Raw genomic sequence first — 20,472 nt, forward strand, 5'->3', positions numbered from 1 at the left:
GCTTAGCGGATCACGCGGCCTGGGGCGAGGCCTCAGGTGTCGCGGGGTTCAGGGCGACCTTGGCGGCGGTGGCACGACGGCGCACGGTCTTGGCCAGGTCGGTGGCGTCGATCAGCGTCAGGAACTCCGACAAGGTCTCGACCAGATGCAGGGCGGCATGGACATCCGGGGCCTCGCCTTCATTGACGATCTCCATCACCAGATCGACGTAGCTGGTGAGCCGCTCGATCACCGTCTGTTCCAGCTGATATCTCTGGGACTCGCAGCCGAAGACCTTGGCCGAGCTGCGGATGGCCCCGACCAGGGTCAGCATGACCCGTGTGGTCTCGATGACGTCCGGCCCGGCCATCTTGTCCAGGTCGGCGGCTTCGCGGGTCATGCGGCCGGCGGTCCGGGCCCGCCGGGTCGGCATGATCTTGTCGAGGGACCTTTCCGTGGATTTCAGCATGTCCGACAGAGTGCCGTTGATGCGGACGCGGGCCTCGCGCGCCGACCTGCCCCATGCGCCTTCGGGCGCCAGCTGAAGGGTACGGTCCAGTTCCTCCAGGATCTCGCCACACCAGATGATGTCGTCCTCCACGCCGACACCCGGGGCGGAGTCGGCACGCCCGGGTTTGAAGGCGGCGATACGGGTCACCCGGTCTTCCACTGCGGCGATCAGCCGGTCGACGAAGACCGCCATCTCCGATGCCGACAGCATGCCTTCCTGGCTCGCGGCGCGCGACGAGTTGATCACCAGACGCAGGATCCGCGCCGCATCGCCCAGGTGTGCAAACAGGATTTCGACAAGGCGCGGTCCTCCGTCATGCGCGATCTCGGAAGCGTCGCGGATCATCAGACGCAGCTCGGCCAGCTGAGCCTCGGTCGGGCGGGCGGTCAGGGCCGGAAGAGCCGCGATGCCGCTTCGGGCCAGAATGGACAGGTCGAAACAGGCCGCCAGTTCACTGAGACCTTCGGCCCGCGTGTCTTCGTCCCACCCGTCCGCAGGCCAGATGATGTCGGGCTGGTCCCGGATCACGCCGGAGGCCGCGATACAGATGCGATTGGCCACCGCCACGACCTTGGGATCGTCCTCACGGAACCGGACGTCTTCCAGCTGGCGCAGCAGCTTGGGCTCGCGGGCCGTGGCGGCCTTCCACACGCGAGGCAGGACGGTGGACGGAAAGGTCAGGGCGGCGACGCCGTCAGGACGCGGGCCAAACATGGGCAGAAGGGGCGCGAACACCACGGCGCGGCGCTGGCGGTCGGCGGTCTCTTCAGCCAGCATCTTGCTGAGCGCGCGGGCGCGATCCCCTGGCATCTCGCCAACGGTCATCGACAGCGTATCCAGAACGCTGCCGGGCACGCGCTCCAGCATCTGGGCGAGCACAGCGCACTGAGCGACCGACAGTGCGGCCATTCTGGTCTCCGATAGACGGGCTTCGCCCCGCTTTCGGACCATCTTGACCGCTGAAGTTTAAGATTCGGCAAGCGGACGGTTCAGGCCTCGGCAGCCGGCAGCTCCAGCACCGCCTTCAGACCGCCCAGGTCGCTGGCCGCCAGGGTCAGCCGCCCGCCATAGGCCCTCGTCAGGTCCTCCACGATCGCCAGACCCAGGCCCGACCCCGGGGCTTCCTCGTCCAGACGGGCCCCGCGCTTCAGGACCTCGTCACGCTGGTCGGCGGGCAGGCCGGGGCCGTCATCCTCGACCACGGCGATCATCTGGCCCAGGCCGCTGCCCCCGGCCGAGACCCGAACCCGCCGCGTCGACCATTTGCAGGCATTCTCCATCAGATTGCCGAGCACCTCCTGCAGGTCCTGACGCTCACCCAGGAAGGCGAGGTCGTCGGGCGCGCGCCAGTCGATCTCGACCCCTTTGGACTGGAAGACCCGTTCCAGCATCACGGCCAGTTCGTCGATGACCTCTCCCACGGGCGTGCGCTCGCCCAGGCCCTGCGCCCGGGCGGCGGCGCGGGCGCGGCGCAGGTGGTGATCGACCTGGCCCTTCATGATCTCGGATTGACGGCGCACGACCCCGGCCAGCGGTGTCGGATCGCTTTCCGCCTCGGCCAGCATGACCGAGAGCGGCGTCTTCAGGGCGTGCGCCAGATTGCCGACGTGGGTCCTCTGGCGCTCCACCACCTCCTGATTATGGTCCAGCAGGCGATTGACCTGTTCGGCCAGAGGCTGGATCTCGGTCGGATAATCGCGGGCGATCCGGGCCGCGCGGCCCTTGCGGACGTCGGCGATCTCGTTCCTCAGATCGAACAGGGGCCGCAGCCCGATCTGGACCTGCAGGAAGACCGCGATCACCAGCCCGATCCCCAGGATCAGCAGCGCCGTCCAGGTGAAGGTCGCGAACTGGCGCGTGTCCGTCTCGATGTCGGACCGGTCGATGCCGGCCATGAAGACCAGGGGGCGCGCCCGGTCGGGCAGGGACTTCATGCTGGCGGCAATGTACAGGGGCTGACTCTGGGGGGCCTTGAGCACGCCGGGGTCGTTGAAGCTGATCAGGGTGCCGAACGACGCCTGCAGCCGTTCGGGCAGCTCTCCGCCGACATAAAGTGTCTCTCCCGCCAGTGAGGGCGAACGCGCCAGGATGCGCATCCGACCGTCGGGCCCGACCTCGGCCACCTGCCAGTATTTGCCGGATAGTCCGCGCAGGGTGCGGGCGTCCTTGATCTCGGCGACCGCGATGCCGTCGGGCGTTGCCACGCTGGCCAGGACGACCTCGTCTATGGTGGTGGCCAGGACGTTGCCCAGGCGCCGGAAGGCGCTTTCCTCATACTGGCGCGTCAGCATCCAGCCCGTCAGCATCAGGGCCAGGATGATCCAGGCCGACGCCAGCCAGATGAGGCGGCGCGTCAGACTGCGGCCCGGCCTTCCGAACCAGCGGTCCCAGGACGGTGCCACTTTCGAGCGTACCGGGGTCCCCGCCTCGGGGCTCACGCCGCCTCGGACTCGCCGGTCAGCGGCGTCAGGCGATAGCCGAGCCCGCGCACGGTCTCGATCCGGTCTGATCCGACCTTCTTGCGCAGGCGGCCGATGAAGACCTCGATCGTGTTGGAATCCCGGTCGAAGTCCTGATCGTACAGGTGCTCGACCAGTTCGGTCCGGCTGATGACCCGGCCCTGGTGCATCATCATATAGTGCAGCAGCCGGTATTCCAGCGACGTCAGCCGCAGCGGCTCGCCATTCACGGTCGCGCGCGCCGCCTTGGGATCCAGCCGCAGGCCGCCGCATGACAGGGTCGCCGAGGCGATGCCGGCCGAACGCCGCAGCAGGGCCCGCAGCCGCGCCAGCAACTCCTCGGTGTGGAAGGGCTTGGTCAGATAGTCGTCGGCCCCGGCATCGAAGCCCGAGACCTTGTCCGACCAGGCCCCGCGCGCGGTCAGGATCAGCACGGGTGTCGTCTTGCCATCCCGCCGCCAGCGCTCCAGCACCGAGACGCCGTCGATCTTGGGCAGACCCAGATCCAGCACCACGACGTCATAGGGTTCGGTGTCGCCCAGAAAATGGGCTTCCTCGCCGTCGGCGGCGTGATCGACGGCATAGCCGGCGTCGCCCAGCGCCATCTTCAGCTGACGCGACAGGTCAACGTCATCCTCGACAAGCAGAACACGCATGATCGTTCCCCCAGACCTCAGCCGCCGGCGTCGACGGAAATGTCCATGACACGACCGTCGCGCTCGAAGCGGAAGACATGGCTGTTGCCGCGCATCCCCATATAGCCGACGAAGCGCGCGCCCCCTGCCCGGCCCTGGGCGATGGACTGGGCCTCGGCCACGCTCATCTGTCGGCGCTCGCGCATGTCGCTGCGATCATCGTTGCGATCGCGATCCCCGCGGAAGCCGCCACGGTCCTGCGCGGCCGCGCTCAGGGGCGCTAAGGCGATCAGGGCGGCGAGAAGGATGGCGGAAACGCGGGACATGGGACGCTATGTGACAGATCGCCCGTGAACGGCGGCTGAACATCCAGCTTAGACAGGTTTAACCTCGCGCGAAACCGCTCAGCCGGAGACGCGATCCGAAAAGGGTCGCGCCCCCTTTCGCGTTTCTCAGACTCGAAGAACACCGTCCATCACGGTGATCGCCCGCCCCCGGATCAGCACGCGGTCGCCGGCGCGCTCGCACTCGAACCGTGCGCCGCGTCCGGGAAAGGCCTGCAGGAACCGCAACGTCCGCTGCCCCAGCTTTTCGGCGAACAGGGCCGTCAGCCCGCCGCGCGCCGAGCCCGTCGCCGGGTCTTCGTCCAGCCCGCAGCCCGGCCCGAAGAACCGGTCGATCACATCGACGTCGTCCAGATCCGACAGGGCACAGGCGATCACCTGCCCGCGCTCCATCGCTCCATCGCCGAATGCCAGCAGGGCCTTGCTGTCGGGCCTCAACGACCGGACCGTCGCGGCATCGGCCATGACCGCCATCAGATAACGGCTGGCCCAGACCTCGACCGGCTCGGCCCCCAGCGCCTCGGCCAGGCCCGGTGGCACCTCGACCCGGGTAACGGGATCGACGGGAAAGTCCATCTCGTAACCCTCGCCGCGACGCCCGACCGTCAGCGGTCCGGAGGCGGTGTCGAAGGTCAGGGCATCGGCCGTCACCCCAGGCTCCGCGTACAGAACATGGGCCGCCGCCAGGGTCGCGTGGCCGCACAACGGGACCTCCGTCGCCGGGGTGAACCAGCGCAGATCGAACCGCGCCGGGTCCGGGGTCCGGCGCAGGAAAGCCGTCTCGGAATGGTTGTTCTCGGCCGCCAGGGCCTGCATCCAGCCGTCGTCTGGCCAGACCTCGAACGGTTCGACCACGGCGGCGGGATTGCCCATGAAGGGTCGGTCGGCGAAGGCATCGATGGTCCACTGGCGCATCAGTTGGGCTCCCGGTCTCGCACCGTCAGCTCCGGCCACCGCGCTGTCAGCCTGTCGACCACCCGCGCCCAGTCCCCGGCCACGCCCCGGTTCGGATTGGGGCGCAGGATCAGGCCGAACAGGTCGTCCAGCCCCAGGGGGGCCGCGACGCTGATCGTGTCGTCGGTCTCCAGCCGGATGCCGACGGCGAAGGCCGGGGCCACGAACCGCTCCAGCGCCTCGTCCGTGCTGGCGATGGGGTCATAGGGCTCGCCGAAATGGGCGGGGAACCAGATCGGCACGCGGGCCTGGTTGCGGACCTCGACCGTGCTGGCGAACGGTTCGGCGAAAGCGGCTGCCACCCGCCTGATGACGATATCCTCGGCGTCCCACGAGGTGTCGGCGTCATAGTAGCCGACGTCGAAATCCTTGCGCCCGTAGCCCGCCGGTCGCCCGGTCAGGGCGTTCCAGACCGACTGATAGACCGCCCCCGAAAAGATGCGCCAGTCGGGCAGGTCCTGCGCGCGGACGACGGTCAGCACATGCATCAGGCCATCATCGGCGCCGACGATCTCGACCAGACGGGCTTCAAGGTCGCTCACCGCCCGACCCGCAACGGCCAGCCATGGTCCAGCGGGCCGTGTCCGCCGCCCAGCCCCGGGGCCCGCCGGATCGCCTCGGCGACATAGGCCCACCCCTCCGCCACCGCGACCTCCAGCGGCCGCCCCCGCGCCAGCCCCGCCGCGATCGCGCTGGCCAGGGTGCAACCCGTCCCGTGGGTCGAGGTCGTGTCGACACGCGCGCCTTCCAGCAGGGTCTCGCCGCGCGGCGTCAGCAGCAGGTCGACGACGTTCGGCCCGGGCACATGGCCGCCCTTCATCAGCACCGCGCGCGCGCCCAGCGTCAGAAGCGCCTCGCCGGCCCGGCGCTGGCTGTCCAGATCGACGACCGGGATCCCGGTCAGGGCCTCGGCCTCGGGGGCATTGGGGGTCAGCAGCCCGGCGCGCGGGATCATCAGCGACCGCACGGCCTGCACGGCGTCCTCGTCCAGCAGGGCCGCCCCGCCCTTGGCCACCATCACCGGATCGACCACGGCGATGGCGTCGGACGTATCCAGAATGGCCGCGACCCGCTCCACCACCGCGACCGATCCCAGCATGCCGGTCTTGATCGCATCGGCCCCGATGTCGTCCAGCACGGCCCGCGCCTGGGCCCCGATCAGGTCGAGCGGCAGGGGATGGACGCCGTGAACACCCAGGGTGTTCTGCACCGTGATCGCGGTGATCGCGGTCGCCGCATAGCCGCCCATCGCCGTCACGGCCTTGATGTCGGCCTGGATCCCCGCGCCCCCTCCGGAGTCGGACCCGGCGATGATCAGGACCCGGCCCCTCACGGAACGGCCCCCTCGATCGCCGCCTGCACGGCCAGGGCCTGGACCGTCTCGCGCACATCGTGGACCCGCACGATGGAGGCCCCCCGCGCCGCCGCGTCCAGGGCGATGGCCAGCGAACCCCCCAGCCGGTCTCCCGCCTCGACCGCCGACGGATCGAGGTTGCGGATCATGCGCTTTCGACTGGCTCCCATCAGCACCGGATAGCCGGTCCGGGTCAGCTGTCCCAGCCCGGCGATCAGCGTCAGATTGTGCTCGATCGTCTTGCCGAAGCCGACCCCGGGATCGAGGGTGATCCGCGCCCGCGCGACGCCCGCCGCCTCGGCCACCCGCGCCCGCGCGACCAGATAGTCCGTCACCTCGGCCATCACGTCGTCATAGCGCGGTTCCACCTGCATCGAGCGTGGCTCGCCCAGCATGTGCATCAGCACGACCTCGCACCCCAGATCGGCCGCGACCGCCGGGCTGTCGGGCGAGAAGGTCAGGGCCGTCACATCGTTCCAGATCCTGGCCCCCGCCGCCATGGCCGCGCGCGCGACCTCGGGCTTCATGGTGTCGATGCTGATGGGGCCATGCCAGCGGGCGTGGACCGCCTCGATCACCGGGATCGTCCGCGCGATCTCCTCGTCGGCCGGAACCGGCTCGGCCCCCGGCCGCGTCGACTCGCCCCCGATGTCCAGGATGTCGGCCCCGTCGCCGATCAGCTTCATCGCCTGGGCCAGCCCGCCCTCGGCCGAGGCATGCAGGCCACCGTCCGAGAAACTGTCCGGCGTGACGTTGAGAATGCCCATGACGCGGGGACGGCTCACGCGGGTTCCGCCTGCGGACAGAGGGTCCCGGGGTCACGCGGGGTGAAGCGCTGAAGGACGCGCGAATCGACGACCACCGGCGCCATCAGCCCCTCTTTCCGATCAGTCCGCCCAGGGCTTCGAGATAGGCGGCGAATGCCTTTCGGCCAGAGGGGGTCAGGGTCACACGCGTCAGGGGCTTGTTGTCCCTGAAGCTCTTGTCGATCGCCACATGGCCCGCCTCCTCCAGCTTCTTCAGATGGACGGAGAGGTTGCCCTGCGTGGCCTCCAGCACCGTCTTCAGCTCGGTGAAGTCGGCCGTCTCGACGTCGGCCAGATAGACCATGATCCCCAGCCGCATGCGACCGTGGATGACCTCGTCGATCCGGCCCAGATCGCCCAGCGACATGGAGTCAGGCCTCGGCGCGGAGGGCGTCACGCAGGATGATGGCGCCGGGCAGGGCGAACAGCAGGAACAGGGCGGCCGTCGCGACCCAGAGATAGGTGACCGGCTCCCGCACCAGCAGGCCCAGGGCCACGGCCGTCGTCCAGTGCCCGGCGGCCACCAGTCCCATCCAGGCCTTGCGCTTCAGGGTCCAGGCCACGAACCAGGCCATGGCCTGGAAGGCGAAGACGATGGCGGGATAGTAGAGCCAGACCGCGAAATCGGCGTCTCGCGCCGAACCGGCGCCGAAGATGATGATGACCGCCATATTGCCCAGGCCCGTGGCGGTGAAGGCGCTGTTCATGGCACGGCCGGCCGTCGGTCCCTTGGTCGCCGCGACGCCGGACCGACGGTCTGCGACGACCACCCAGGCGATGGCCACGCACATCGCCCCTGTGATGGCCACGACGAAGGTCAGGGTCGCCCAGTCGGGCCAGCGGACCAGGCCGGCGATCTGGCCCAGATGGAACAGACACTGGACCCCGTAGAGGAGCCCGCCGACCAAAAAGAGCACGCCCATGGGAATTTGCTTGCGCCCACCCCCGCCCTCCACGATCGCGCGCAGGAAGGCGAGGTCGGCCTCGGCGGACGGCTTGCTGGAGTGTTCGGACATAGCGATTCTCTCTCTGGACCGGCCCGTCCGGGGTGGACGAGCCGGTCGATCTTGGCAAGCTATTCGGCGGCGACGGTCGTCATCGGCACGGATTTGCGCCACGGGACGCGCCGACCGTTCAGCCAGCGTCCCATGAAGCTGTGGCGGATCAGCAGTTCATAGGTGATCAGGCAGACGGCGAAGACGCCCAGCGACACCCCGCCCAGCTTCAGCCACCAGGGCCCGGCCCAGTCCTGCACCCAGACCTGGGCCAGCATGACGAGCGGCAGATGCAGGATGTAGACCCAGTAGGAGGCATCGGCGAGATAGCGCCGGATCGCGCTGTATCCCGACAGGAAGCGCAGGCACAGCCCCATCGCCGCGAGGGCGGAGCTGTAGACGGCCAGGGCCGTCACCGCCGCCGCGATCGCCTTTTCATCGGTCAGTTCGACCATGGGCGTGATCTTCGGGCCGCCGGCCAGATGCCAGGCGGCGACACCCGAAACCACGGCGACGACCAGGAACAGCGGCGACCAGGCGGCGATCCGGTTCAACAGGTCGCGACGCCGGTCGATCAGGAAGCCGAGGCCGAACGCCAGACCGAACCCGACCAGGGCCGCGGTGTGCGGCACCAGTCCCGCATCCGGCGTCGGCACGGCGAAGAAGGCGATCCATTTCGGATCCAGATAAAGGGCCAGGGCCAGGGGCGCGGCCAGAACGGCCGGCGTCCACGGCCCGATCAGGGCACCGGTCATCCTGTCCACCATCCGACCCCAGCCGCCATCCCTGTCCAGCAGGGCGAAGGGCGCGCGCAGGATCAGAACCCCCGCATAGAAGAGGGTCAGCACATAGAGGAACCACAGGTGTGTCAGCGGGAAATTGGTCCAGTCATAGGTCGGCGGCGGGGGCGCCGACGCGCCCGGCACGACCAGGCCGTTCACATAGGAGGTCCAGATCAGGGCCCCGACGATGCCGACCATCACCGGAAACCAGAAGGCCGCCAGTGGCCCCGTGATCCGCAGGGCCCGGTCCCTGACAAAGCCCGGCCATCCCCGGCGCGCCAGCATCATATGGGCGAACAGGCCTGCGATCAGGAAGAAGGCCGTCATGCGGAACAGGTGGATGGCGAAGAACAGCCCGGCCGCGCCGATGGACCGGCTCTCGTCGGCGACGATCCAGATCTGCTGCGGAAAGAAGGCCAGGCTCGCGTGCAGGACGACGCCCAGCAACAGGGCGCCGGCCCTCAGTGCGTCCAGTCCATGCAGTCGGTCCGGTCGGTGGATTTCGGTGGTCATGACGCTTCTCCCTCGTGTGGAGCGCCATATCTCACAGACTTGTTTAGATTGCAAACATGTTCATCAAAAAGACCCCCGCCTCGTTGCGCGAGGGCGGGGTTCTTATGCCTAGTGGACGGTGGGGTGCTGATCCGCGGCGACGACCGTGACGCCTTCCGATACCGGCGTCACCGGCACTGATACCGAAGGCCCGGCGTTGGGGAAGTTGTTCTCGTCGCGGTTCGGGGCCGCGCCCTTCTCCAGCAGGTCCTTGATCTCCTCGCCCGACAGGGTCTCGTACTCCAGCAGCGCCTGGGCCAGGGTTTCGAGGTCGGTGGCCTTGCGGGTCAGGATCTCGCGGGCCTCGTCCCAGCCCGAGGTGACCAGCCGCTTGACCTCGGCGTCGATGGTGCGGGCGGTCTCCTCGCTGATGTTCTGGCTGCGGGCGACCGAGTGACCCAGGAAGACTTCCTGTTCGTTCTCGCCATAGGCCACCGTGCCCAGCACATCGGAGAAGCCCCACTGGGTCACCATCCGCCTGGCCAGCTTGGTCGCCTGCTGGATGTCGGACGATGCGCCGGAGGTGATGTTCTCCTTGCCGAAGATGAGCTCCTCGGCCACGCGGCCTCCGGCCATGATGGCGATACGATCGACCATCTGCTGGTATTTCATCGAATAGCGGTCGCCTTCCGGCAGCTGCATCACCATGCCCAGGGCCTGTCCGCGCGGGACGATGGTCGCCTTGTGCACCGGATCCGCCATCTTGACGTTCATGGCGACGATGGCGTGGCCACCCTCGTGATAGGCGGTCAGGCGGCGCTCTTCCTCGTTCATGGCCATGGACTTGCGCTCGGCGCCCATCATGACCTTGTCCTTGGCGTCCTCGAAGTCGCGATGGGTGACCATGCGCCGGTCCTTGCGCGCCGCCATCAGGGCTGCCTCATTGACCAGATTGGCCAGGTCGGCCCCCGAGAAGCCGGGCGTGCCCCGTGCGATGGTCTTGACGTTGACGTCGGCGGCCAGGGGCACGTCCTTCATGTGCACGCGGAGAATACGCTCTCGGCCGGAAACGTCCGGGTTCGGCACAACGACCTGACGGTCGAAGCGGCCGGGGCGCAGCAGGGCCGGGTCCAGAACGTCGGGACGGTTGGTGGCGGCGATCAGGATGATGCCTTCATTGGCCTCGAACCCGTCCATCTCGACCAGCAGCTGGTTGAGCGTCTGCTCGCGCTCGTCATTGCCGCCGCCCAGGCCCGCGCCGCGGTGCCGTCCGACGGCGTCGATCTCGTCGATGAAGATGATGCAGGGCGCGTTCTTCTTGGCCTGTTCGAACATGTCACGCACGCGGCTGGCGCCGACGCCCACGAACATCTCGACGAAGTCAGAGCCCGAGATGGAGAAGAAGGGCACGCCCGCCTCACCCGCCACGGCACGGGCCAGCAGCGTCTTGCCGGTGCCGGGAGGGCCGACCAGCAGGGCACCCTTGGGGATCTTGCCGCCCAGGCGCTGGAACTTGGCGGGGTCCTTGAGGAAGTCGACGACCTCCTGAAGTTCCTCCTTGGCCTCGTCCACGCCGGCGACGTCGTCGAAAGTCTTGCGACCCTTGTGCTCGGTCAGCAGTTTGGCCTTCGACTTGCCAAAGCCCATGGCCCCGCGCGTGCCGCCCTGCATCTGGCGCATGAAAAAGACCCACACGCCGATCAGCAGAAGGATCGGCAGCAGCCCCAGAAGGGCGCTCATCCAGACCGACTGGCGCATCGTCTTGGCCCCGACGTCGACGCCCGCGGCGTCCAGACGGGCGGCCAGCTGGTTGTCCGAAATCGGCACCACGGCGGTGAAACGGGTGTCGTTCTTGTAGACGCCGCTGACCTGGTCGCCCGAGATCATGACTGACTTGACCTCACCGGCCGCCACCTGGTCGTTCAGCTGCGAATAGCTGATCGCCACCGGCCGCGCGGCAGCAGCGGTGCTCCCACCCGGCATGCTCATGCCGCTGCCCTGGCTGATCGCCGCATAGACGGCCAGAAGACCCAGCAGGATCACGCCCCAGATGGCCATGTTGCGCAGGTTCATCGCTCTGATTTCCTAGGTCACCGGACCGCTGTCCGGCATGGGTTTCACGTGTTCGGATTCAAAATAGGTCAGACGGCGGCGTTTCGCCATGGATCGGTCCGTGAAGGTCGCATTCCTGCGTCGTTTCGCCCAGCGCCAGGGCCAGACGACGCGGCGCAAGCGCACGAACCCTCGCCTCTCGCCATGCAAGAACCGGCCCATCCGATCCGTCCCGGATCAGCACCGGCAGGGCAGCGCGGCCCCAGGGCTCGACCGTATCGACGATGGCGCGATCCGCCTTCGACAGCCGGTTCAGGCGGCCGAGGGCGGCGGTCACGGTCCAGCCGGGTTCGCGCGCGGTGATCTCATAGCGACCGTCCCAGACGGCGGGGATGTTGGGATGAAGGGAGATGTCGGCGACGGGCTTTCGCTTCAGTTCGCCCGCCTCGCGGCCGATGATCCCGCGATCGGACGAGACCTCGATCCTCGCCCCGGCCAGGGTCGCGGTGAAAGGGTCACCCGTTCGGAGCCGGTCCGCGAGGGCCGCCAGCCGCTCGGTCCGGGGCAGACGATCGTGCCCGGCGGCGCAGAGCAGGGTCATGGCGAGATCCGCTCCCACTTCCTCGAATCCCTCTCCCAGCGGGAGAGGGCTTGAGACTCGCAGAGCGGAGCGATGCGCCTTCAGCCGAAAGGGTGAGGGGTCAAGGTGCGAACCGGCAAGCGCATGACGCGCTCGCCCCCTGGCAAACCGGTCATTCCCCGGATCCTCGATCCATCCCTGACCGGCCCAGCGCAGCCTGTCCCGCAGCGCCTCCCGCCGCTCGCCCAGCATCGGCCGCATCAGCATCAGCCCCCGCCCCTGAGGCCAGGCCGGGCTCGGCGACCATTCCCGCAAGCCCCCCAGGGTCGAACCCCGCATCCGCATCCAGTCGCTTTCGGCGATGTCGTCGGCGGTGTGGGCGAACAGCACGACCCTGCCCCCCGCCTCTCGCGCCGCGTCGGCGATCAGGGCATGGCGGGCCCGGCGCGCGGCGGCGGGCAGGCCGGTGGCGGGCTTGTCACCCTGCCAGCGGCGTTCGATCCAGTCCGCGCCGACGGCCCGTGCCGCCCCGGCACAGAAGCGGCTCCAGGTGGCGGCCTCAGGGTTCAACCCGTGATCGACGGTGATGGCCAGAAGCCGACGCCCGGCCTCGCGCGCCCAGTCGGCCGCGATCGACAGCAGGGCCATGGAGTCCCCGCCGCCGGACAGGGCCAGAGCAATGGGAGGGTCGACGTTCCGCTCCAGCCGCGCATCCAGCCGTGCCCGGACCCGCGCGCCCAGATCGTCGGTCAGCGGCAGTTCGCGGCCCGGCCGGTGTCCGCCGCGATCTGGCGCAGACCCGGCGTCGAGGTCGCCGCATAGCGCCGGTTGTACTCACCCAGCGCCGCGCACGCCTGCGGATCGCGATTGGTCGCCTCCAGACCGCGCGCCAGCTTCAGCGTGACCTCGCCCGCCCAGGCCAGCGTCGGCCAGCCCTGCAGGGCCTGGGCATATTGCTGTACCGCCCCGGTCTGATCGCCACCCGCGCGGATGATGTCGCCCACCCGCCACAGCGCCTCGCGCGCGGTAGGGGTATCGGGCCAGTTGATGGTCACGGCCTCCAGCGCCGCCCGACCCCGCGCCGGATCGGTGCCCAGCAGCACCCGGGCCGCGGCCAGGTCCGAGGCGGCGTCGCCGGTCGGGGAGCGGGGCCGGGCCGCTTCGGCTTCGGCGGCTTCCTGGGCGGCGCGGGCCTCGGCGGCGGCGCGCTCCAGCGCCTGCACGCGGCCTTCCACGTCGGTCAGGCGCATGCGCAGGGCCGCATTGTCGCGGTCGCTCTCGTCCAGCGAGAAGGTCATCCGCTCCAGATCGCCGTTCACCCGCTGGACCGTGGCCTCCAGATCGCGAAGCCGTCGATCCATCGCGCCGACGCGCCCCTGCAGCGCCAGGACCTCGGGGTCCGGCTCGACCAGCACGGGCTGTCCCTGACTGTTCCTCTGGGTCAGGGCGCGCTCCAGACGCCGGACGTTGCGGTCCAGCGTATCGAGGCGGCGATTGTCCCACTGTACCGCGGGCAGCGGCTGGGTCTGGGCCACGACGGCCCCGCCGACCAGCCCGCAGCCGACGACGGCCAGGGCGATGTTCCGAAAGGTGAGCAGGCTTTTCATGATGCTACAGCTTTCACCGATTTGGGGCCACCGCAAGGCGTCAGGAGGTCAGCCCCAGAACGATGATGCCCAGAATGAAGAAAACCAGCACAAAGAAGCAGAAGATCAGCAGGGCGACCGTTCGCCAGAGCGCCGAAAAGATCGACAGACCATAGGTCCCCTTCAACTGCGCAAACATATGAATGGGGATGATCCAGAACACCGCCGCGCTGGTGATCGCCCCCATCCAGCCAGGGCCCATACCGGATGCCAGCTGACCCATAAAGAGGATCGACATGAAGGTCAGAGAGTACAGCACGAAGACGCCGTGGTCGTACCAGGTGAATCCTCGCTTCCAGGCGAACAACAGCCAGACGAACGGGATCGACAGCGGCACGAGCAGGAAGGCGAATTTGTAGAGCGTCTGCTGGATCTTGTAGAGGGCGAAGTCGGGGTTTGCGAGCTTGTGCAGGATCTTCTCCTTCAGCTTCTCGTCACCGATCCCGATCTGGACGCGCCGGTCATGAACCGCATCGGCCACCCCGGCCTGCCAGCTGCCGGGGGTCAGACCATCCGCGCGCGGACCGGCCGTTCTGGCCTCCTCAAGGGAGCGGAGCGACGTTTTCGCCCCCTCCACAGCGGCTTCCGCACCCGCAATGACCCCCTCGGCACCCGGGTCATCGACGGTGCTTTCGGATCGGGCTTCCGCGAGCTCCGCTTCGGCTTCGGCCACGGCCTCCCGCGCGGAGGCGATGCGCTGCTCCAGCGGTTCTTGTTGGACAATCCCGCCACCGGCGAAACTCAGCAGAAAGAACATCAGGAAGACGGTGAACAGGAAGATGGCCAGAGGCGAGACGTAGCGCGTCCGCCTTCCATGGATCCATTCGCGCGTCAGCTTGCCGGGATTCAGCAAGAGCAGCGGCAGGGTGCGCCAGATGCGGGCATCGAAATGCATGACGCCGTGCAGCAGTTCTTCGCCCAGATGCAGCAGGGTGCGGTGGACATGGGTCGGCTGGCCGCAGTTGGCGCAGAAGTTGGCCGTGACCGGCTCGCCGCAGTCGCTGCAGGTGCCGGAATGGGCCTCGCCCGCATGACCGGTCGGCTTCTCGACCGCGCCCGCAATCATGCCGCCGGTGATCAGACCCCCGGTCGCCTCGATATCCACCATGGGGTCCCCCAGACCATGCATCGCACAATCTGCCGGTCAGCCAGGGCGGAGGCAAGGGTCGAGACCGAAGTCTCATCCTCGTTCGCGCAGCGAATGGGGAGGTGGCACGGCGCGCCTTCAGCGCCGTGACGGAGGGGTTCTTCAACGGCACTCAGCGGTGGGGCAGCAAGAACCCCTACACCGCTTCGCGGTCCCCCTCCCCATCCTGCGGACGGGGAGGAGACCCGTTCTAGTTCGCGCCCGTCACGATCGCCGTGTGGCCATTGCGGTTCCGGGCCCAGGCGTCCTCGTTGGCACCCTGGGCGATCGGGCGTTCCTTGCCGAAGCTGATGGTGTCGATCCGGCCGGCGGGCACGCCCCGATCGATCAGATAGTTGCGGATCGACTCGGCGCGCCGGGCACCGAGCGCCAGATTGTATTCACGGGTGCCGCGTTCGTCGGCATTGCCCTCGATCCGGACCTGAACCTGCGGATAGCGCTGCAACCAGGCGGCCTGGGCGTCCAGGCGTGGATAGGCCTCGGGGCTGACCTCATAGCTGTCCAGGTCGAAATAGACCCGGTCGCCGACGTTGACGACGAAGTCCTGTTCAGAACCCATCGCCGCCGGGCCGGTCGCGCTGCCGTCGATGCCGCCGTTGCCGGGCCCGGGATAGACGGGATTGTTGGCCACGGCCCCGACGGTGCCGTCCGTCGCGCCGGTCACCGGGCGCCGCGGGGTGCAGGCGGCCATGGACAGGGCGGCCAGACCGACCAGGGCGATCTTCACTACAGTGGACTGGGACATTCTCGGGGTCTCCTTCGTCTGTTCTCGGCCGTACCAAGCCTTACCATAAGGCCGCGACCCGTGGTTGGTTTCGTCGGGAAAAGTCAGGTCGGGCAGCTGTCGGCACCGCCGGTGCCCAGGTTCCGGGGCGCGCTGTCCAGCAGGGGCGACCAGGCCGGGTCCGACCCCCTGCCCTGATAGCCGGACTGGGCGATGACCCGCCCCGACAGGTCCACCATCCACAGATTGGTGTTCCCGCCCCGCGTCTGGCGCGAGAACATCAGATAGCGGCCGTTGGGGGCCCAGGACGGACCTTCCTCGAAATAGGACCGGCTCAGCATCCGCTCGCCCGAGCCGTCGGTGGCCATGACACCGATCCCGAACTGTCCGCCGCCCGACTTGGTGAAGGCGATCAGGTCGCCGCGCGGGCTCCAGGCCGGGGCCGTATAGCTGCCGCCGCCCCGGCTGATCGGCCGCTGGTTCGATCCGTCGGCATTCATCACATACAGGCGCGGCGTCCCGGTCCGGTCGGAGTTGAACACGATCCGCGACGCGTCGGGCGAAAACGACGGCGAGGTGTCGATGCCGGGATCCGAGGTCAGGCGCGACAGCTGGCGGGTGCGCAGGTTCATCACATAGACGTCGGTATTGCCGCCCCGGATGATCGAGAAGGCCACCCTGGTCCCGTCCGGAGAGTATCGCGGCGCCAGGGCCTGGCCGTCGAATTCGCCGAGGCTTTCCCTCCGCCCGGTCTGCAGATTGTACAGGTAGATGCGGCTGTAATCCCGCCCCAGCGCCATATAGGTGATCTCGTTCGGATTGGACGAGAAGCGCGGCGTCAGGATGATCTCGCTGCCGTCGGTCAGGAAGACGGGGTTGTATCCGTCCTGGTCCACGATCGCGAGGCGGCTGAGGCGGTTCAGCTCGGTGCCGCTCTCGGCCACATAGATGATCCGCGTGTCGAACACGCCGGTCTCGCCGGTCATGCGCGCATAGACGACGTCGGCGATCTTGTGCGCGATCCGGCGCCACTGCTCGGGCGTGGCGGTGAAGTTGTAGCTGACCAGCTGGCACTGGCGGTACGGGTCGTACAGGCGAAAGCCGAAGTCGTTCCGGCCATCCGGACGCGGGGTCACCGACCCGTACAGCACCGCCTGGGCCCCGATCTGGGTCCACTGCGGAAAGTTCGGCGCATTGGCCAGCGTCAGGCCCGTCTCGATGAAACTGGCCGGATTGATCGGCTCGAAAAAGCCCGAGCGGCGCAGGTCGCCCGACAGGACTTCGGTCAGGGAGGTGCCGTTCTGGCCGCTGAACGGGGCCACCGCGATCTGGAAGGGGCGCAGCACGCCCTGGTCGATCTCGACCTCGATCGGTTCGCCCGTCTGGGCCGGCTGGGCCTGGGTCTGCTGGCGGCTGGGCCCGTTCAGGCCGGAAGTCTGGGCCTGCGGCGAGGTCGCCAGGATGCCAATGGCCGCCACGGTGCCGAGAAGCAGGTTCAGACGCATCGATGTCTCCTTGAGGCGCAGGCGAGAATGTCCCGGTCCTTATCGCCAGACCGTGTGACAAACGCCAGCTTGCGGGCGATTGGGGCGACTTTCGGGACGGCAATCCTTGCCGGGGAGTGGTGTCAGGGATGGTCAGACGTTGATGCGCCTGCAAATCCTTCGTCATCCTCCGGCGAGCGCAGCGAGACCGGGGGACGCAGCGGCGCGCGGGAGCGCGAACCTGCCGCGCACACAATACCTCCAACATCCGACATGAACAGATCGCCTTCGGCGCCGCTGCGTCCCCCGGTCTGCGCCGCAAAGACGCGGCTTGCCGGAGGATGACGAAAACAGCGGCAGAATCCCGAGCGCCAAAACTAACGATTCCGGCACGCCCGTTCCGTCACGAACACCGGCCGGAACGCGCCGCCCGGAAATCCCTGCGGCACGTCGAACGGCGCGGTCTGGCGGATCGCGCGCAACGCCCCGTCGGCGGCGGCGCGATAGACCGGGTCCGACCGGGCATTGCGCAACGTCGGCCCCGAGGTGATCCGCCCGTCAGCCGACAGGGTGACATCCATCTCGATCCGCAGGGCGTTCGCCCCGGGGATGTCGCAGGGCAGGATCCAGTTCGGATAGACCTGGTTGAAGATGGCGGTCAGCTGCGGTCCCGTGGCCTGCGGAGCCTGTCCGCGTCCCTGCTGGCCGGTCGCGGCGCGTGGTCCCGGGGCCGGGGCCGGACGACGAGGTCCGGCCAGGCTGTCCAGGTCCAGCGACGGCGTCTCGCGCGGGGTCGCGGCCGGGCGGGTCGGCGGTGTGGGGCGGGGCGGTGTGGGACGGGGCGGCGTCGGCGCAGGCGTCGGACGCGGCGCGGGCGTCGGCGGCGTCGGTGCGGGAGGCGTCGGGGCCACCTCGGCCTCGACCGGCGCGGTGGCGGCGTCCTCGGTGACCATTTCCTCGGAGGGATTGTCGGCGGCGGCGGCCTCGACGACTTCGGACGACACGATCGAAACGGGCACCGAAGACACCATCGGCACGATGTCCTCTTCCGCCTGCGGCCAGCGCAGCAGGAACAGGGCCGCCACGCCCGCGTGCAGCAGGATCGCGCCCAGAATCGCCGGGAGGGGGATCGCCGGGGAAGGAGCCCGCGCGGCCATGCTCAGGACTCGGCCGCCGTGTCCGTGATCAGGTTCAGCTTCGTGAACCCGGCCGCCGACAGCCGCGCCATCACCCGCGCCACAGCCTGATAGGGGGCCCGCCCGTCGGCCCGCACGAAGATCGAAAGCTCTTCCCTTTCCGTATCGCCCGCCTCGTCGGTGACCCGTTCGATCAGGGCATCAAAGGCGGTCTCGTCGCGCGCCACGAAGATCGCGCCCTCCTTGTCGATGGAGACGGTCACCGGCGGCTTGTCGGTCTCGACCGCGCTGGCCTCGGTCTTCGGCAGTTCGACCGGCACGCCCACGGTCAGCAGCGGGGCCGAGATCATGAAGATGATCAGCAGCACCAGCATCACGTCGACCAGCGGCGTGACGTTGATCTCGCTCAGCGGCTTCCTGCGCGCGCGGCGTCGGCCCCGGACGTGGCCGCCTCCGCCGCCTCCACCCATCGCCATCTCAGACGCTCCGGCGATAAGGCGCGGCACCGGATGAGGGCGGCGGCGTCACCGGCGCGGGCGTGCCGGATCCCAGCCGACGCGCGACGGCCGCCTGCAGATCGTCGGCGAAGCTTTCCAGCCGCCCGGTGAACTTGCCCGCATCGATCGAGAATTTGTTGTAGGCGACATAGGCCGGAATGGCCGCCGCCAGACCCACGGCGGTGGCGAACAGGGCCTCTGCGATGGCCGGGGCCACCGTGGTCAGATTGGTGTTGCCCGCTGCCGCGATCCGCCCGAAGGCGTTCATGATGCCCCAGACGGTCCCGAACAGGCCAATGAAGGGCGAGGCCGTGGCCACCACCGATAGCACCCCCAGCCCCTCCTCGATCCTCTGGCCCTCGCGCGCGATCAGGGAATCCAGCGCCCGGTCGATGCGGCTGATCAGCAGATTGCCCTGGGTGTCCGTCATCGGCCCCTTCAGGCGCGTCTCCTTCCAGTCGCCCAGGGCGATGACCAGCATGCGCGGCAGGGCATGGGTCGGCTGTGGCCCCGCCTGGGCCGCCACGTCTTCCAGCGAACGCCCCGAGCCGATCGCGTCCTCGAACGCATCGGCCTGGCGGTTCAGGGCGGTGAAGCGGAACGCCTTGTCGATGATGATGGTCCAGGACCAGACCGAGGCCACGGCCAGACCCAGCATCACCCCCTTCACCACCCAGTCGGCGGCCATGAACAGGGTGACCGGGTTCATCATGGAGGCGTCGGTGGCCACGGCGGCAACGGTCATACGGGAATCCTGAATGCGTCTTTCGCCCTATCGAGCGACGGGCGGTGGCGGTTCTAAGGCAGGGTAGCGGAGGACGGGCGGTTCGGGAGCCGCCTATTCCTGACGACCGCCGGTCTGTGGCTGCACCGCCACGGAGACGGGCGCCCCGACCGAGACGATCACCCCCTCATGGCCTTCCTTGGCGATGGAATAGGTCGCCGCGTCGCGCAGCAGCTGGTTGATGCAGGCGCGATCGTTCGCCAGCCCCACGTCCTCACACCCCCGTTTGGCCGCATCGGCCCAGCCGCGCACGCGCCGCGTCGCCGCCTCCGCCCGCTTGATGGAGGCCTCGTCCTCGGCCGCGGCCTGGGCGATCAGGGCCTGACGCGCGCCCTGCTGGTACTGCAGCTCGGCCTGACCGGCCATCTTCTGCTTCCAGACGTTATAGTAGGGACAGCCCACCAGCCCGCCGCCGACCAGCATCGCCAGCAGCAGGAAGGTGACGATCACCGCGCTGCTCGTCATCGTGACGTCCGCAGACGCCTTGTTGTCCGAAGTGGCCATCGATCTCTCCCCCGCTTGCCCGTGAGTCTAGCCGCGCCGCCCCGCGCGGCAAGTGACGAAACCGTCAGACGGATGCCAGCCACGGCGCGACCGCCTCGACCAGGGCCTTCGTCGGCCGCCGGGGCCGCCCGTCCAGATGGATGCAGACCGCCGTCACTTCCGCCCGGCAAAGCGCCTCGCCGTCCCGCTCCACGGCCTGGGAGATCATCAGCCGCGGACCCTTCACCGCATCATAGGTGGTCCGCACGACCATGGCGTCGTCGATCCGCGCCGGCTTGACGAACTGCAGCCTCATCTCCGCGATCACGAAGGCCATTGGGGCCTCGCCCTCCAGCAGCTGCGCATGGCCGATGCCGAGGGCGCGCAGGAAATCGGACCGCCCCCGCTCGAAATAGCGGACATAGTTGGCGTGATAGACCACTCCGGTGAAGTCGGTGTCCTCGTAATAGACCCGCACGGGCAACAGATGCGCACGGCCGTCGAAGCGGCCCATGGCGGGCGGGTCGGTCATGGTCGGGCTCCTTTCGCGGCGTCGGCCCTCTCCTACAGCAAACCCGCGCGGCATGCGCCAAACTTGACCCTGGAGGCCCCCACGCCTACCTGACGG

At 68.6% G+C, this 20,472-nt stretch carries 22 protein-coding genes; all 22 read right to left on the minus strand.

Translation table 11 applies throughout. From position 1 onward, the window contains the following. Window positions 1-10: 10 nt before the first annotated feature. The 22 genes from HZ989_RS14640 to ybgC all read right to left on the minus strand — a co-directional run bounded on the left by HZ989_RS14640 (window position 11) and on the right by ybgC (window position 20,376). Window positions 11-1,399 carry a hypothetical protein gene (locus HZ989_RS14640; protein ID WP_209321529.1) on the minus strand — a complete coding sequence of 463 codons (1,389 nt, stop codon included), beginning with the start codon at window positions 1,397-1,399 and terminating at the stop codon, window positions 11-13. Between the two features lie 80 nt (window positions 1,400-1,479). Then, complete coding sequence (locus HZ989_RS14645; RefSeq protein ID WP_245162391.1) at window positions 1,480-2,928, minus strand: sensor histidine kinase; 1,449 nt, start codon at window positions 2,926-2,928, stop codon at window positions 1,480-1,482. Beyond that, window positions 2,925-3,605, minus strand: coding sequence for a response regulator transcription factor (locus HZ989_RS14650; RefSeq protein WP_209321530.1), 681 nt, complete (start codon window positions 3,603-3,605; stop codon window positions 2,925-2,927). Before HZ989_RS14650 ends, HZ989_RS14645 begins: the two co-directional genes overlap by 4 nt. 17 nt (window positions 3,606-3,622) lie before the next feature. Next, window positions 3,623-3,910 (minus strand): hypothetical protein, encoded by a 288-nt coding sequence (locus tag HZ989_RS14655; RefSeq protein ID WP_209321531.1) that lies wholly within the window; start codon window positions 3,908-3,910, stop codon window positions 3,623-3,625. Between the two features lie 126 nt (window positions 3,911-4,036). Next, window positions 4,037-4,843, minus strand: a complete 807-nt coding sequence (locus HZ989_RS14660; protein WP_209321532.1) for a PhzF family phenazine biosynthesis protein — start codon at window positions 4,841-4,843, stop codon at window positions 4,037-4,039. Next, a complete protein-coding gene (locus HZ989_RS14665) occupies window positions 4,843-5,424 on the minus strand; it encodes a nucleotidyltransferase family protein (RefSeq protein WP_245162392.1) in 582 nt (193 codons plus the stop codon). Before HZ989_RS14665 ends, HZ989_RS14660 begins: the two co-directional genes overlap by 1 nt. After that, window positions 5,421-6,215, minus strand: coding sequence for a bifunctional hydroxymethylpyrimidine kinase/phosphomethylpyrimidine kinase (gene thiD / locus HZ989_RS14670; RefSeq protein WP_209321533.1), 795 nt, complete (start codon window positions 6,213-6,215; stop codon window positions 5,421-5,423). Before thiD ends, HZ989_RS14665 begins: the two co-directional genes overlap by 4 nt. Continuing rightward, entirely contained in the window at window positions 6,212-7,003 is a 792-nt protein-coding gene (gene folP / locus HZ989_RS14675; protein ID WP_209323150.1) for a dihydropteroate synthase, read from the minus strand. Before folP ends, thiD begins: the two co-directional genes overlap by 4 nt. A 103-nt stretch (window positions 7,004-7,106) precedes the next feature. Then, window positions 7,107-7,409 (minus strand): transcriptional regulator, encoded by a 303-nt coding sequence (locus HZ989_RS14680; protein ID WP_209321534.1) that lies wholly within the window; start codon window positions 7,407-7,409, stop codon window positions 7,107-7,109. Between the two features lie 4 nt (window positions 7,410-7,413). Continuing rightward, window positions 7,414-8,058 carry a hypothetical protein gene (locus HZ989_RS14685; protein WP_209321535.1) on the minus strand — a complete coding sequence of 215 codons (645 nt, stop codon included), beginning with the start codon at window positions 8,056-8,058 and terminating at the stop codon, window positions 7,414-7,416. A gap of 59 nt (window positions 8,059-8,117) precedes the next feature. After that, on the minus strand, window positions 8,118-9,332 hold the full coding sequence (locus tag HZ989_RS14690) for an acyltransferase family protein (protein WP_209321536.1): 1,215 nt from the start codon (window positions 9,330-9,332) through the stop codon (window positions 8,118-8,120). 108 nt (window positions 9,333-9,440) lie between these two features. After that, window positions 9,441-11,384 carry an ATP-dependent zinc metalloprotease FtsH gene (gene ftsH, locus HZ989_RS14695; RefSeq protein WP_209321537.1) on the minus strand — a complete coding sequence of 648 codons (1,944 nt, stop codon included), beginning with the start codon at window positions 11,382-11,384 and terminating at the stop codon, window positions 9,441-9,443. 58 nt (window positions 11,385-11,442) lie between these two features. Beyond that, window positions 11,443-12,591: a tRNA lysidine(34) synthetase gene (locus HZ989_RS14700; protein WP_209321538.1), complete on the minus strand. Its 1,149-nt coding sequence runs from the start codon at window positions 12,589-12,591 to the stop codon at window positions 11,443-11,445. A 101-nt stretch (window positions 12,592-12,692) separates the two neighbouring features. Further along, entirely contained in the window at window positions 12,693-13,550 is an 858-nt protein-coding gene (locus HZ989_RS14705; protein WP_209321539.1) for a tol-pal system YbgF family protein, read from the minus strand. Window positions 13,551-13,590: 40 nt separating this feature from the next. Then, window positions 13,591-14,697: a DUF3667 domain-containing protein gene (locus HZ989_RS14710; protein WP_209323151.1), complete on the minus strand. Its 1,107-nt coding sequence runs from the start codon at window positions 14,695-14,697 to the stop codon at window positions 13,591-13,593. Between the two features lie 229 nt (window positions 14,698-14,926). Continuing rightward, the gene (gene pal, locus HZ989_RS14715) at window positions 14,927-15,481 is read right to left on the minus strand and encodes a peptidoglycan-associated lipoprotein Pal (RefSeq protein ID WP_209321540.1); all 555 of its coding nucleotides are present in this window, start codon (window positions 15,479-15,481) and stop codon (window positions 14,927-14,929) included. Between the two features lie 83 nt (window positions 15,482-15,564). Next, entirely contained in the window at window positions 15,565-16,965 is a 1,401-nt protein-coding gene (tolB, locus tag HZ989_RS14720) for a Tol-Pal system beta propeller repeat protein TolB (protein ID WP_209321541.1), read from the minus strand. 356 nt (window positions 16,966-17,321) lie between these two features. Beyond that, window positions 17,322-18,101: a hypothetical protein gene (locus tag HZ989_RS14725; RefSeq protein ID WP_209321542.1), complete on the minus strand. Its 780-nt coding sequence runs from the start codon at window positions 18,099-18,101 to the stop codon at window positions 17,322-17,324. 2 nt (window positions 18,102-18,103) lie between these two features. Beyond that, window positions 18,104-18,556 (minus strand): ExbD/TolR family protein, encoded by a 453-nt coding sequence (locus HZ989_RS14730; protein ID WP_209321543.1) that lies wholly within the window; start codon window positions 18,554-18,556, stop codon window positions 18,104-18,106. A gap of 1 nt (window position 18,557) precedes the next feature. Then, on the minus strand, window positions 18,558-19,322 hold the full coding sequence (tolQ, locus tag HZ989_RS14735) for a protein TolQ (protein ID WP_209321544.1): 765 nt from the start codon (window positions 19,320-19,322) through the stop codon (window positions 18,558-18,560). A gap of 93 nt (window positions 19,323-19,415) precedes the next feature. After that, window positions 19,416-19,865 (minus strand): hypothetical protein, encoded by a 450-nt coding sequence (locus tag HZ989_RS14740; protein ID WP_209321545.1) that lies wholly within the window; start codon window positions 19,863-19,865, stop codon window positions 19,416-19,418. A gap of 64 nt (window positions 19,866-19,929) precedes the next feature. Continuing rightward, on the minus strand, window positions 19,930-20,376 hold the full coding sequence (gene ybgC / locus HZ989_RS14745) for a tol-pal system-associated acyl-CoA thioesterase (protein ID WP_305852210.1): 447 nt from the start codon (window positions 20,374-20,376) through the stop codon (window positions 19,930-19,932). Window positions 20,377-20,472 lie beyond the last annotated feature (96 nt).

Origin of the sequence: Brevundimonas sp. AJA228-03 (assembly GCF_017795885.1) — a bacterium.
GTDB lineage: Bacteria > Pseudomonadota > Alphaproteobacteria > Caulobacterales > Caulobacteraceae > Brevundimonas.

What these genes read in the sequence shown, in the direction of transcription:
- HZ989_RS14640 (WP_209321529.1), bottom strand. Translation starts at nt 1,399, where the DNA reads ATGGCCGCACTGTCGGTCGCTCAGTGCGCTGTGCTCGCCCAGATGCTG.
- HZ989_RS14650 (WP_209321530.1), bottom strand. Translation starts at nt 3,605, where the DNA reads ATGCGTGTTCTGCTTGTCGAGGATGACGTTGACCTGTCGCGTCAGCTG.
- HZ989_RS14655 (WP_209321531.1), bottom strand. Translation starts at nt 3,910, where the DNA reads ATGTCCCGCGTTTCCGCCATCCTTCTCGCCGCCCTGATCGCCTTAGCG.
- HZ989_RS14660 (WP_209321532.1), bottom strand. Translation starts at nt 4,843, where the DNA reads ATGCGCCAGTGGACCATCGATGCCTTCGCCGACCGACCCTTCATGGGC.
- folP (WP_209323150.1), bottom strand. Translation starts at nt 7,003, where the DNA reads ATGGGCATTCTCAACGTCACGCCGGACAGTTTCTCGGACGGTGGCCTG.
- HZ989_RS14680 (WP_209321534.1), bottom strand. Translation starts at nt 7,409, where the DNA reads ATGTCGCTGGGCGATCTGGGCCGGATCGACGAGGTCATCCACGGTCGC.
- HZ989_RS14685 (WP_209321535.1), bottom strand. Translation starts at nt 8,058, where the DNA reads ATGTCCGAACACTCCAGCAAGCCGTCCGCCGAGGCCGACCTCGCCTTC.
- HZ989_RS14690 (WP_209321536.1), bottom strand. Translation starts at nt 9,332, where the DNA reads ATGACCACCGAAATCCACCGACCGGACCGACTGCATGGACTGGACGCA.
- ftsH (WP_209321537.1), bottom strand. Translation starts at nt 11,384, where the DNA reads ATGAACCTGCGCAACATGGCCATCTGGGGCGTGATCCTGCTGGGTCTT.
- HZ989_RS14700 (WP_209321538.1), bottom strand. Translation starts at nt 12,591, where the DNA reads ATGGCCCTGCTGTCGATCGCGGCCGACTGGGCGCGCGAGGCCGGGCGT.
- HZ989_RS14705 (WP_209321539.1), bottom strand. Translation starts at nt 13,550, where the DNA reads ATGAAAAGCCTGCTCACCTTTCGGAACATCGCCCTGGCCGTCGTCGGC.
- HZ989_RS14710 (WP_209323151.1), bottom strand. Translation starts at nt 14,697, where the DNA reads ATGGTGGATATCGAGGCGACCGGGGGTCTGATCACCGGCGGCATGATT.
- pal (WP_209321540.1), bottom strand. Translation starts at nt 15,481, where the DNA reads ATGTCCCAGTCCACTGTAGTGAAGATCGCCCTGGTCGGTCTGGCCGCC.
- tolB (WP_209321541.1), bottom strand. Translation starts at nt 16,965, where the DNA reads ATGCGTCTGAACCTGCTTCTCGGCACCGTGGCGGCCATTGGCATCCTG.
- HZ989_RS14725 (WP_209321542.1), bottom strand. Translation starts at nt 18,101, where the DNA reads ATGGCCGCGCGGGCTCCTTCCCCGGCGATCCCCCTCCCGGCGATTCTG.
- HZ989_RS14730 (WP_209321543.1), bottom strand. Translation starts at nt 18,556, where the DNA reads ATGGCGATGGGTGGAGGCGGCGGAGGCGGCCACGTCCGGGGCCGACGC.
- tolQ (WP_209321544.1), bottom strand. Translation starts at nt 19,322, where the DNA reads ATGACCGTTGCCGCCGTGGCCACCGACGCCTCCATGATGAACCCGGTC.
- HZ989_RS14740 (WP_209321545.1), bottom strand. Translation starts at nt 19,865, where the DNA reads ATGGCCACTTCGGACAACAAGGCGTCTGCGGACGTCACGATGACGAGC.
- ybgC (WP_305852210.1), bottom strand. Translation starts at nt 20,376, where the DNA reads ATGACCGACCCGCCCGCCATGGGCCGCTTCGACGGCCGTGCGCATCTG.